The sequence below is a fragment of the Streptomyces sp. NPDC015130 genome, assembly GCF_043080005.1.
Classification (GTDB): Bacteria; Actinomycetota; Actinomycetes; order Streptomycetales; family Streptomycetaceae; genus Streptomyces.
Genome location: NZ_JBIBVC010000001.1, coordinates 680583 through 692752 on the forward strand (window position 1 = coordinate 680583; position 12170 = coordinate 692752).

Below are 12170 nucleotides of genomic sequence, written 5' to 3' on the forward strand. Positions count from 1 at the left end.
CTGGACGGCATGGACTACGTATCCGCGCTCCTGCCCCCCGTCGTGATGGCCGCGTTCTTCACCGCCCTCGTCGTCGTGATCGTCAAGAGCCAGGGCGGCCCGAACAAGGCCAAGGAGGACGCGGTCGTGGACGCCGCCCTCGCCCGCGCCGAGTCCACCCGCCAGGCGGACGGCACTCCCTCTTCCTGAGGCCCGCGCCGAACGGCACCCCGCCGAAGGCCCCCGCCGCACCAAAGGCCCCGCCGCCGGCGCCCCGCATCACCGGGACGTGCGACCTTCCCAGGTCGCGCGTCCTTTTTGTTGTGTTTCCCCATGCAAATAGCCGCTTATCAACCCTTTGCGAACTATGGTGGCACTGTGCCCCGTCCATTGGGAGAGCTTGAGGACGCCGTCATGACGCGCGTCTGGCAATGGAACCGTCCGGTGACCGTCCGGGAAGTTCTGGAAGACCTCCAGCAGGAACGGTCCATCGCCTACACCACCGTCATGACCGTCATGGACAATCTCCATCAGAAGGGCTGGGTGCGCCGGGAAGTCGACGGTCGCGCCTATCGATATACGGCGGTCTCCACCCGCGCCGCTTACTCGGCCGCACTGATGAACGAGGCCTGGGCGCAGAGCGACAACCCCGCGGCCGCCCTCGTCGCCTTCTTCGGGATGATGTCGCCGGACCAGCGCGAGGCGCTGAACGACGCCATCCGTATCGTCCAGCGCGACAACCCGCTCCCCGCCCCGCCCGAAGAGGCCGCGACCGGCAAGGGGGCCGAGGGATCCGAGGCCGGGGAGCGATAGCGTCCCCCCATGTCGCCGTCTGCTTCTCCGGCCGCTTCAGCGGCCTCCGCCAAAGCCGTCACCGTACGCCGGGCCCGCACCAGTGATGTGGCCGCGGTCCGCCGACTCGTCGATCCTTTCGTCCGGCGCGGCATCCTTCTCGACAAGGCGACCGTGACCCTTTACGAGTCCATCCAGGAGTTCTGGGTCGCGGAACGTGACGAGGACGCCACAGTCGTCGGTTGCGGTGCTCTGCACGTCATGTGGGAAGACCTCGCGGAAGTCCGCACACTTGCCGTCGATCCCGAGTTCAAGGGCGCCGGCGTCGGTCATCAGGTGCTGGACAAGTTGTTGCACACCGCCCGATGGCTCGGGGTGCGGCGGGTATTCTGCCTGACCTTCGAAGTCGACTTCTTCGCGAAGCACGGCTTCGTCGAGATCGGTGAGACCCCGGTCGACGGAGATGTCTACAGCGAGCTCCTCCGTTCCTATGACGAGGGTGTCGCCGAGTTCCTCGGTCTCGAACGAGTGAAGCCGAACACCTTGGGCAACAGCCGCATGCTTCTGCACCTGTGACCCGGAACCCCGCGTCGATCCCGAACAGGATCCCTATGTCCGAATCGCGCACGTTTCCCGCACCGTCGGGGTTCTGAACCTCTCCCAGGGGTTTGTGTTTTTCCGGGAAAAGCGGTTTCCTTTCCGCGTACTGCATTTTCGATGAAAGGAAATCCGGTGGCACAGAAGGTTCAGGTCCTTCTTGTCGACGACCTCGACGGCGTCGAGGCGGACGAGACGGTGACGTTCGCGCTGGACGGCAAGACCTACGAGATCGACCTCACCACCGCCAACGCGGAAAAGCTCCGCGGCCTGCTCGAGCCGTACACCGCGGGCGGCCGTCGTACCGGTGGCCGCACCACCGGCGGGCGCGGCAAGGGCCGTGTCGCGGCCGGCAGCCCCGACACGGCGAAGATCCGCGCCTGGGCCAAGGAGAACGGCTACGACGTGAACGACCGCGGCCGTGTGCCCGCGACCGTCAAGGCCGCCTACGAGGACGCGAACCGCTGAGGCGGCAGCTGCTGAGGCGCCGGGCCGCCGGTCCGGGCGCTCAGCAGCCGCACCCGGTGGCACTCCGCCGCGGCGGCCGCCACGAGACGCACCAGGCACGGGGCTTCCGCACCGCCCCAGGGTGCGGACCGCAAGGCCGGCAGCGAGGTCTCGACCTCGCGCCCCGGTACGGGCGCCCGCAGCCAGACCGCGGCACCCGGCGTGCCGGAACCGCCCCGCCCCGGGGGAAGGGGCGCGGTCATCCGGCCGTCGGTGCCCAGGATCGCGAGATCCAGCGAGATCCCGCCCCATTCGAGCCAGTCGAGCAGCCCCGGGAGCTCCTCGGCGCTCCCCGCGGCCACGAGCAGCCGCATCCGGCGCCCCATCAGGGCCACCGGACCCGTCCCCGCGCCCATCCGGCGCAGGACGCCCCGACCGGCCGTGGCGGGCAGCTCCAGGACGTCGAAGCGCAGCCCCGTGACCAGCTGCACCGGGGGGCCGGGCACCGCGGCCCAGCCGAGCTCGTGCTCGTACCACCGCGCCAGACCGCGGTCGCTGTCGAGCGGCGAGCGGGGACACGGGACGGTGAAGGCCATGCCCGGCGCAACTCCCACGCACCCCTCTTGGTTACGCCCGCGGCACGCCCGGGACGCACGTCCGGTCCGCCCGGCGTGACGGACGGTTCCCTTCCGGACGCGCAAGGTGTCCGTGATGAGGCGTACGGGCGCATTCGGCAGCGCAAGGTTGTTCGCTGGTAGCGGAGGGAACCAGGGTGTGCCGCATGGAGTGTCAGTCCTTACGGGTAAGACATTCCTAGTGGAGAGGGGCGACTCGCGGGCTTCGGCGTCTCACGTTCGCCATCGGCGTACTCAAGGCGCGGGTAACTACTTGGCCTGCGGGAACATCGTCTCGCACCATCGGGTTGGAGCATTTGTCGGTTGTTCGGCGGCAGGTCTCCCCGCGGAAGAGGGGTGATCCGGACGGATGTCGGCAGTTGGAATGAGCGGTCCCCGCTTGCGGGACTAAGCTGCGGAAGGACAGGGAGGGGATCGACCCCTAACTGACTGACCGCTCTGAGGAGCGATTAACGATGTTCGAGAGGTTCACCGACCGCGCGCGGCGGGTTGTCGTCCTGGCTCAGGAAGAAGCCCGGATGCTCAACCACAACTACATCGGCACCGAGCACATCCTTCTGGGCCTTATCCACGAGGGTGAGGGTGTCGCCGCTAAGGCCCTGGAGAGCCTCGGGATTTCGCTCGAGGCGGTCCGCCAGCAGGTGGAGGAGATCATCGGCCAGGGCCAGCAGGCCCCGTCCGGGCACATCCCCTTCACCCCTCGTGCCAAGAAGGTCCTGGAGCTCTCGCTCCGCGAGGCCCTCCAGCTCGGCCACAACTACATCGGCACCGAGCACATCCTGCTCGGCCTGATCCGCGAGGGCGAGGGCGTCGCCGCCCAGGTCCTCGTGAAGCTGGGCGCCGACCTCAACCGGGTGCGGCAGCAGGTCATCCAGCTGCTCTCCGGCTACCAGGGCAAGGAAGCCGCCACGGCCGGCGGCCCTGCCGAGGGCACCCCCTCGACGTCCCTGGTCCTCGACCAGTTCGGCCGGAACCTCACCCAGGCGGCCCGCGAATCCAAGCTCGACCCGGTCATCGGGCGCGAGAAGGAGATCGAGCGGGTCATGCAGGTGCTGTCCCGCCGCACCAAGAACAACCCGGTCCTCATTGGCGAGCCCGGCGTCGGCAAGACCGCCGTCGTCGAGGGCCTCGCGCAGGCCATCGTCAAGGGCGAGGTGCCCGAGACCCTCAAGGACAAGCACCTCTACACCCTGGACCTCGGCGCGCTGGTCGCCGGCTCCCGCTACCGCGGTGACTTCGAGGAGCGCCTGAAGAAGGTCCTCAAGGAGATCCGCACCCGCGGCGACATCATCCTGTTCATCGACGAGCTCCACACCCTCGTGGGTGCGGGCGCCGCCGAGGGCGCGATCGACGCCGCCAGCATCCTCAAGCCGATGCTGGCCCGCGGTGAGCTCCAGACCATCGGTGCCACCACGCTCGACGAGTACCGCAAGTACCTGGAGAAGGACGCGGCCCTCGAGCGCCGCTTCCAGCCCATCCAGGTCGCCGAGCCGTCGCTGCCGCACACCATCGAGATCCTCAAGGGGCTGCGCGACCGGTACGAGGCCCACCACCGGGTCTCCATCACCGACGAGGCCCTCGTCCAGGCCGCGACCCTGGCCGACCGGTACATCTCGGACCGCTTCCTCCCGGACAAGGCGATCGACCTGATCGACGAGGCCGGCTCCCGGATGCGCATCCGCCGGATGACCGCGCCGCCGGACCTCCGCGAGTTCGACGAGAAGATCGCCGGTGTCCGCCGGGACAAGGAGTCCGCGATCGACTCGCAGGACTTCGAGAAGGCCGCCTCGCTCCGCGACAAGGAGAAGCAGCTCCTCGCGGCGAAGGCCAAGCGCGAGAAGGAGTGGAAGGCCGGCGACATGGACGTCGTCGCCGAGGTCGACGGCGAGCTCATCGCCGAGGTCCTCGCGACCGCCACCGGCATCCCGGTCTTCAAGCTGACCGAGGAGGAGTCCTCGCGTCTGCTCCGCATGGAGGACGAGCTCCACAAGCGCGTCATCGGCCAGAAGGACGCCGTCATCGGCCTCTCGCGGGCGATCCGCCGCACGCGGGCCGGCCTGAAGGACCCGAAGCGCCCCGGTGGCTCGTTCATCTTCGCCGGTCCGTCCGGTGTCGGTAAGACCGAGCTTTCGAAGGCCCTCGCCGAATTCCTCTTCGGCGACGAGGACGCGATGATCTCCCTCGACATGTCGGAGTTCAGCGAGAAGCACACGGTTTCCCGTCTCTTCGGTTCGCCGCCCGGATACGTCGGCTACGAAGAGGGCGGCCAGCTCACCGAGAAGGTGCGCCGCAAGCCGTTCTCCGTCGTCCTCTTCGACGAGGTCGAGAAGGCCCACCCCGATATCTTCAATTCCCTTCTCCAGATCCTGGAGGACGGTCGCCTGACCGACTCCCAGGGCCGGGTCGTGGACTTCAAGAACACGGTCATCATCATGACCACCAACCTCGGGACCAGGGACATCTCGAAGGGCTTCAACCTCGGCTTCGCGGCCCAGGGCGACACGAAGTCCAACTACGAGCGGATGAAGGCGAAGGTCAGCGACGAGCTGAAGCAGCACTTCCGCCCCGAGTTCCTCAACCGTGTGGACGACATCATCGTCTTCCCGCAGCTGACGCAGGACGACATCCTCCAGATCGTCGACCTGATGATCAGCCGCGTGGACGAGCGCCTGAAGGACCGGGACATGGGCATCGAGCTCTCCCAGTCCGCGAAGGAGCTCCTGGCCAAGAAGGGCTACGACCCCGTGATGGGCGCCCGGCCGCTGCGCCGGACGATCCAGCGCGAGATCGAGGACACGCTCTCGGAGAAGATCCTCTTCGGCGAGCTGCGTCCCGGTCACATCGTGGTCGTGGACACGGAGGGCGAGGGCGAGGAGCGCACCTTCACCTTCCGCGGCGAGGAGAAGTCGGCCCTGCCGGACGCCCCGCCGATCGAGGCCACGGGCGGCACCGGCCCGAACCTCTCGAAGGACGCGTAAGGCGTAGCGCCTGAGCAAAAGGGACGGCCCCGGAACCAGCTGGTTCCGGGGCCGCCCCTTTTCGTTGTGCTCAGGTGCGGATGCGTACGGTGGGCGCGAGGTGCTCGGTGCCCGTCAGGCTCAGTTCGTTGGCGTGGAGCTCCGTCAGGCCTTCCAGCCCCGCCAAGGAGGCCACGTCCACCTCGTGCCCGGGGTCGGAGAAGAGTGCGAGCTGCCGGAGACCGGGAAAGGCCCGCACGGTCTTCTCGAACCGTGGTGTCTCGTCGTCGTAGGAGGAGACCACGAGCTCGCTGATCCATGGGAGGACGACATCCTCCGGGATCGTTTCGAGATCCACGATGGAGACGGCGAGCTGGCAGACCTGCGTCAGCAAGGTCACCTCCCGCCAGTCGTGGGCCGTGAGCGGGTGGGCGTCCCAGAGGCTGAGCTGGCGGAGCTGGGAGGCGGAGCGCAGGGCGGCGATGCCTTCCTTCGGCCAGGCGCCGAAGGTGAGCGACCGCAAGGGAGCCTGGGAGGGGAGGGCGCAGGCGCGCCAGTAGGGGGCGTAGGGGAAGTCCAAGGAGAGTGTGTCGAGCCGGGTGAGGTCGGTGAGCGGGGTGAGATCGGGTTCGTCGCCGTCGCGTGCCAGGAACAGCGTGCGCGGGTCGCAGGCGGCCAGGAGGCCGCGCAGCGCCTCCGTCGAGACACCGGCGCCGATCTCCAGCCGGTTCGGGGCGATGCCGAGCCGCACCAGTTCGGCCGCCTGGTCGTCGTTCAGGACGCTGAAGTGGAGATCGGTCGGGTCGATGACGGCGATGACCGCCTCTGCGTACGCGCGGGCATCGAAGCGCTGCCACCCCCAGACCAGCTGGGAGCGGACGCCGAGCGTGGAACCACGGGCGAAGCGGGCCAGGTAGGGGATGGCGGCGTCCGAGGAGATGTGGGTCGCGGTCGTCACCGCCATCAGAGCCTCCTCGTCCCCGAGCCCTTCCGGGCCCGGAAGCAGGTCCAGCACCATGCGGCCGACCGTCGCCAGCTCGCGGGCCTCGTCGGGCGTGCGGGGCGGGATCAGCTCCGCGGCACGGGCCAGCACCCCCTCCCGTACCGCAGGTGTCACTTCAGTGGCGTGGTTCAGAGCGGTCGCCGCCAGGATCAGGAGGCGGAGCTGGTCCCGGCGGTCCTCGGCGGCGTCCGCCGCCTTCAGGAGCTCGCGGAGGATCTCCGCGCACTCGTGGGGGCGGGCATGGCCCACAGCCATGCGGATGACGTCCTCCCAGGTGTCGTCCTTGGCGTGCTGGATCAGGACGCCGATGTCCCAGTGATCCACCAGGGCCTTGGCGGCCAGGTAGTCCTGGAAGGTGCGGTGGACGAAGTCGATGGTGTCGGCGGTCGGCTCGCGCAGCAGGCCGCTGCGGTGGAGCAGGTGGGCGAAGACCCGATCCGGGGCGTAGCCGGACGCCTCGACCATGGCGGGGACGGCCTCCGCGATGACTGACTCGGCGTGGGCGCGGTCCATCTGGAGCCGGCCGTTCCGTGTGAGCCAGTAGGCGAGCCTCTGGACCAGCTGGATCTGCGGGGCCGCGTCCAGGGTGATCCCGTACGGGTTCGCCATGCCCCGCTCCCGGTCGCGGCGGGACAGGAGCATCGACAGCGCGGACTCGTAGAGCGCCTTGCGGCCCTGGGGCAGGTAGCCGCGCCGGTCGAGGTGCAGGGCGCAGACGAGGCCGCACATCAAGGGGTTGGTGGCGAGCTGGGCGACGTGTTCCGTGGTGCGGAGCGCGTCGAGGAGCTGCTGCTCGTACGGCTCCGCCTCGGGCCCGGCAGCCCGGTGCCAGCGGTGTACGAAGGTGGCGACCTCGGTGCGGGACATGGGGGACAGGGCCAGGTCGGTGAAGCCGTCCCGGGCCAGCCAGTCGTTGCCCACGGCGGTGGGGCGGGCGGTCACGAGCCAGCGGTTGCCCTCGTACGCGCTGAGCAGGTCGCGGAGCCACTCACGGGCCCGGCCGCGCTCGCTCTCGGGGATCTCGTCGATGCCGTCGACCAGGACCAGGCCCCGCCCGGCGGCCAGCACCCGGTCGGCCCAGCCCTCGGGTGCGGTGAGCGGGCAGCCGGCGGCGGAGAGGAAGCGGTCGGGGCCCGGGAGCCGCTCGCCGTGGCGAGTGAGGGTACGGAGGGGGAGAACGAAGGGGATGCGGCCGTAGAGGTACGCCATGCCGTCCGCGCGATCGTCCGAGGCGGCGGAAACGGTCAGCCACTGGACGAGGGTGGTCTTGCCCGAGCCGGCCAGGCCACGCAGGAGGACCTTGTCGTGGCGGGCGAGGGCGTGGTCGGCGCGGAGGTGGGCCTTGGAGCGTTCCTGCCGTACGGGCGCGGGCGTCGTCGGCTCAGCGGCGGGTCCCGCCGCCTCAAGGGACAGGTACGCCACGTCCAGCGGCCACTCCTTCGCCGAGTGGTGCAGATCGATGCCGTAGATCGTCAGGCTGCCGTGCTTCTTCGCCAGGTGCGCCAAGTACCGCCGTTCGAAGGCGGCGTCCTGCGTGGTCGTGGTCGCGGTCCCGGTGAGCAGCGCGTCCACCTTGGCGATCAGCTCCGCCTGCCCCCGGGTCTGCTCCACCAGGCTGCGGGCGACGAAGGTCGAGCGCTGGGTGAAGAACTCCAGGATGTGCAGGCAGGCCCACTCGGTCAGCGACTCCAGGTAGAGGACCGAGTCCGTGGAGAGGCCGTCGGGCGGCGGGGCCGCCGCGCGCAGGCGGCGGGCGAGGGCCCGGTGGCCGAAGCGGACGGCCTGCACGTCGTCCATGTCGAGGTCGCCGAGGGCGAGGAGGGTCGTCCCCAGGGTGTGGACCACGGCCTCGGTCTCGTCTGCGGGGAACGGGGCCTCCCCGGGCCCGCCGCCCGAGCGCTCGACGAGGGCGGCGGCGAGCTTGCGGACGTCCTTCTCCGTGAGCGTGCGCTTCTCGCCGCGGAAGGAGACCAGGGAGGAGAGCCGGACAGCGCGGGCCCCGCCCGTGAGTCCGGCCCCCGGGCCGTCGCTGACCAGCAGTTTCTTCAGGAGTGGGCCGATCGCCGCCGAGGCGAGCCGGGTGCCGATGAGTGCCGGTTCCATGGATGTCCCCCCGAAGATCGCCGAATCCGCCAGCGTAGTGCGGGACGGCCTTTCCGGCGGGCCGGTTGCGTGACCCAGGTCGCTTTCGCGGCCGGTGCCGGGTGACAAGGCGCACAGGCGTTTCGGGCGGTACTAACCGGAATAGTGGCGACCTTTGGTGGTGATTCGGGACGTTTAGTGATCAAGTGCCGGGACTTTGGTCCCCGGGGGTCCCGAACCGGGCGCCGCGTGGCCTTTCGGGCAGTTCCGGCCCCTCGTGACGTGCGGATAAACCGCTTCTCTTGTGTCGGTATGTCCGGTTTCAGGAGTTGAAGGCAAGGCCGTCAAGGGTCGATCTCCCCCGGAGATCGCTACGACGCAATGTCGTAGATGGGGTGTTTTGGGATGGCCGGGGGTCCGGGTTACCAAGGATGAGCAAGCCCGACGCGGAGCACCGATCGCGTCGGGTCCCGTACTTCCCGGAGGTTTTCCCCCGTATGTCGAAGCGCGTCATGAACCCCGCCACCCGTACCGCCGCCGTCGCCCTCGCCGCCGCGGGTCTGGGAGCGTCGCTGGTGGCCGGAGCAGGGTCCGCCTTCGCCGCCGAGGGCAAGGCCGTCGCCCCGGTCGCCGCGACCGCGTCCGCCGCCGTCGCCGCCCAGGCCGAGACCCAGGCCCACGTCGCCGCCCAGGTGAAGGCCGCCGCCGCCAAGGCCGCAGCCCAGAAGGCCGCCATCGCGAAGGCCGCCGCCGCGAAGACCGTCGCCGTGAAGGCCACCCCCGTGAAGGCCGCCAAGAAGGCCGCCCCCTCCTGGGTCAAGCCGGTCGCCACGTACACGCTGACCGCCAGCTACAACCAGGGCGGCGCCATGTGGGCCCACAAGCACTCCGGCCAGGACTTCGCCGTGCCGGTCGGCACCCCGGTCAAGGCCGCGGGCTTCGGCACCGTCGTGAAGGCCGGCCCCAACGGCGGCGGCGACGGCCCCGCGTACGGCAACGCGATCGTCGTCAAGCACGCCAACGGCACGTACTCGCAGTACGCTCACCTGTCGAAGATCAAGGTCAACGTCGGCCAGAAGGTCGCCGCCGGTCAGCAGATCGCCCTCTCGGGCAACACCGGCAACTCCTCCGGCCCGCACCTGCACTTCGAGATCCGTACGACCCCGAACTACGGCTCCGCCGTCAACCCGGCCGCCTTCCTGCGGTCCCACGGCGTGAGCATCTGAGCTCACCCCGCAACACGCCCTAGGCCCCGTGGGCCTGGTTCAGCAGATCGAGGGCGACCTCGAGGACGGCTTCGCGCTTCTCCTCGGGGTCGCCCTCGACGTTCTCCATGAAGAACATGCCCGCGTGCAGCGTGAAGATCGCGCTCACGCAGCGGACCCGGTCGCGGACGCCGAAGTCCGGCTCCTGGATCAGCCCGCTCAGTTCGAGCATCCGCTCCTTGAACGTCAGGCCGATGCTCAGCTCGCGGACGGCCGCCTGGTTCTCCTGCATGAAGCGGAACAGCGGGTACGCGCTGATCAGGGACTCCTGGTAGCGGCGCAGGATCTCCTCCCGGACCTCCAGCGTCCGCGGCTGCTCCCGCGCCCAGGTGATCAGCTCGTCCACGGGCCGGGTGAGGTCCTGGAAGATGCCGATGATGATGTCTTCCTTGGTCTTGAAGTGGTAGTACAGCGCCGCCTTGGTGACATCGAGCCGCTCGGCGATCTCCCGTAGCGAGGTCTTCTCGTACCCCTGCTCGGCGAAGAGCTCCAGTGCCACGTCCTGGATGCGCTGGCGGGTGTTGCCTCGGGCCATGGCTGCTCTCCACTTTCCAGAAAACTTACTTGACGACCGGCAAGTTACGCGCCTACCGTCCCCAGTGTAGTAACTAGCCGGGCGGCAAGTAAGGGACTGGGATGGCGACGAGCGTGACCGTGCAAGCAGCGGAGGAGAAGGCGGCACCGCCGGCGCGCAGCGTCCGTGTCGTCCTCCTCGCCCTGATGATCGCGATGCTGCTCGCGATGCTGGACAACATGATCATCGGCACCGCGATGCCGACGATCGTCGGAGAGCTCGGCGGCCTGGAGCACCTCTCCTGGGTCGTCACCGCCTACACCCTGGCCACCGCCGCCTCCACCCCCCTCTGGGGCAAGCTCGGCGACATGTTCGGCCGCAAGGGCGTCTTCCTCACCTCGATCGTGATCTTCCTGATCGGCTCGGCGCTCAGCGGCATGGCCCAGGACATGGGCCAGCTCATCGGCTTCCGCACGATCCAGGGCCTCGGCGCCGGCGGCCTCATGGTCGGCGTCATGGCGATCATCGGCGACCTGATCCCGCCCCGCGAGCGCGGCAAGTACCAGGGCATGATGGCCGGCGTCATGGCCCTCGCCATGATCGGCGGACCCCTCGTCGGCGGCACCATCACCGACCACTGGGGCTGGCGCTGGTCCTTCTACATCAACCTGCCGCTCGGCGCCGTCGCCCTCGCCATGGTCACCACCGTCCTGCACCTGCCGAAGAAGCAGCGCGCCACGGGCACCCGGATCGACTTCCTCGGCGCCGGACTCCTGACCGCCGGCATCACCGCGATCGTCCTCGTCACCACCTGGGGCGGTACGGAGTACGCCTGGGGCTCGGCCACCATCGTCGGCCTCGCGGTCGGCGGAGCCGCCGCCCTCGCCGCCTTCCTGTGGGTCGAGACCAGGGCCGAGGACCCGATCATGCCGCTGCACATCTTCCGCAGCCGCAACTTCACCCTCATGTCCCTGATCGGCTTCATCACCGGCTTCGTGATGTTCGGCGCGGTCCTCTACCTGCCGATCTTCCAGCAGTCCGTCCAGGGCGCCTCGGCGACCAACTCCGGCCTCCTGCTCCTGCCGATGCTGATGTCGATGATGGTCGTCTCGCTGCTCGTCGGCCGCTTCACCACCAGCACGGGCAAGTACAAGATCTTCCCGATCGTCGGCGGCGCCCTCATGGTGGCCGGCCTCTTCCTGCTCTCCACCATGGACACCGGCACCTCGCGGCTGGTCTCCGGGGTCTGGATGGCGGTCCTCGGCGCCGGCATGGGCTTCCTGATGCAGATCACCATGCTCGTCGCGCAGAACAGCGTCGAGATGAAGGACATGGGCGTGGCCTCCTCGTCCACCACCCTCTTCCGGACGCTCGGCTCCTCCTTCGGCGTCGCGATCATGGGCGCGCTCTTCACGAGCCGCGTCCAGGACGAGATGGCGGCGCGCGGCGGGTCCGGGCTCACCGAGCGGACCGCGCAGCTCGACGCGGCGAGCCTCGCCAAGCTGCCGGAGCCGCTGCGCGAGGCCTACCAGTACGCGGTCTCCGTCGGCACCCACTCCGCCTTCCTCGTCGCCGCGGCGGTCTCCGTCCTCGGCTTCGCCCTCGCCTTCTTCGTCAAGGAGGTGGCGCTGCGCGGCGCCGGCCCGGCGGAGCCGAAGGCGACCGAGACGGTCTGATCACCGGGTCCTCGGACACGGGGAGCTGCGTGTGTACGACGGTGGGGCCGGTCCCGAAAGGGCCGGCCCCACCGTCGTACGCGTTCCACGCCCTAGGGCGTGTTGTGAAAGTAGCGCCGGCCGCCCGCAGGGCGGGCCCGACGGGGTCTGGTGCGTGCGATCGCAAGGCGGAGGGTCGCCCCGATACTGGATGTATCGGGGTGATCCCGACAACGCGGCGAGC

General features: G+C 69.4%; 10 protein-coding genes. 7 read left to right on the plus strand and 3 right to left on the minus strand.

What is annotated here, in order from left to right; translation table 11 throughout:
• The first annotated feature begins 9 nt into the window (after positions 1-9).
• The 4 genes from ACF08F_RS03305 (at position 10) to ACF08F_RS03320 (ending at position 1836) form a co-directional block, all read left to right on the plus strand.
• Positions 10-189, plus strand: coding sequence for a hypothetical protein (locus tag ACF08F_RS03305; RefSeq protein ID WP_150268996.1), 180 nt, complete (start codon positions 10-12; stop codon positions 187-189).
• Between the two features lie 168 nt (positions 190-357).
• Positions 358-792, plus strand: a complete 435-nt coding sequence (locus ACF08F_RS03310; RefSeq protein WP_392296777.1) for a BlaI/MecI/CopY family transcriptional regulator — start codon at positions 358-360, stop codon at positions 790-792.
• A 9-nt stretch (positions 793-801) separates the two neighbouring features.
• The gene (locus ACF08F_RS03315) at positions 802-1347 is read left to right on the plus strand and encodes an amino-acid N-acetyltransferase (protein ID WP_392296778.1); all 546 of its coding nucleotides are present in this window, start codon (positions 802-804) and stop codon (positions 1345-1347) included.
• Between the two features lie 156 nt (positions 1348-1503).
• Complete coding sequence (locus tag ACF08F_RS03320) at positions 1504-1836, plus strand: Lsr2 family protein (RefSeq protein ID WP_017240029.1); 333 nt, start codon at positions 1504-1506, stop codon at positions 1834-1836.
• On the opposite strand, the gene ACF08F_RS03325 is transcribed toward ACF08F_RS03320, so the two are convergent.
• On the minus strand, positions 1815-2411 hold the full coding sequence (locus ACF08F_RS03325; protein ID WP_392296779.1) for an SCO3374 family protein: 597 nt from the start codon (positions 2409-2411) through the stop codon (positions 1815-1817). The genes ACF08F_RS03320 and ACF08F_RS03325 overlap by 22 nt on opposite strands.
• Positions 2412-2905: 494 nt before the next feature.
• Here ACF08F_RS03325 and ACF08F_RS03330 point away from each other — a divergent pair, with 494 nt between their 5' ends.
• The gene (locus ACF08F_RS03330; RefSeq protein WP_392296780.1) at positions 2906-5428 is read left to right on the plus strand and encodes an ATP-dependent Clp protease ATP-binding subunit; all 2523 of its coding nucleotides are present in this window, start codon (positions 2906-2908) and stop codon (positions 5426-5428) included.
• Between the two features lie 70 nt (positions 5429-5498).
• On the opposite strand, the gene ACF08F_RS03335 is transcribed toward ACF08F_RS03330, so the two are convergent.
• On the minus strand, positions 5499-8513 hold the full coding sequence (locus tag ACF08F_RS03335; protein ID WP_392296781.1) for an NACHT domain-containing protein: 3015 nt from the start codon (positions 8511-8513) through the stop codon (positions 5499-5501).
• A gap of 476 nt (positions 8514-8989) precedes the next feature.
• Between ACF08F_RS03335 and ACF08F_RS03340 the strand changes: the two genes are divergently transcribed.
• Positions 8990-9718: a M23 family metallopeptidase gene (locus tag ACF08F_RS03340; protein WP_392296782.1), complete on the plus strand. Its 729-nt coding sequence runs from the start codon at positions 8990-8992 to the stop codon at positions 9716-9718.
• Between the two features lie 19 nt (positions 9719-9737).
• Here the strand turns inward: ACF08F_RS03340 and ACF08F_RS03345 are convergent, their stop codons facing one another.
• Positions 9738-10292: a TetR/AcrR family transcriptional regulator gene (locus tag ACF08F_RS03345; protein ID WP_392296783.1), complete on the minus strand. Its 555-nt coding sequence runs from the start codon at positions 10290-10292 to the stop codon at positions 9738-9740.
• A gap of 101 nt (positions 10293-10393) precedes the next feature.
• Here ACF08F_RS03345 and ACF08F_RS03350 point away from each other — a divergent pair, with 101 nt between their 5' ends.
• On the plus strand, positions 10394-11947 hold the full coding sequence (locus ACF08F_RS03350) for an MDR family MFS transporter (RefSeq protein ID WP_392296784.1): 1554 nt from the start codon (positions 10394-10396) through the stop codon (positions 11945-11947).
• The last annotated feature ends 223 nt before the right edge of the window (positions 11948-12170 follow it).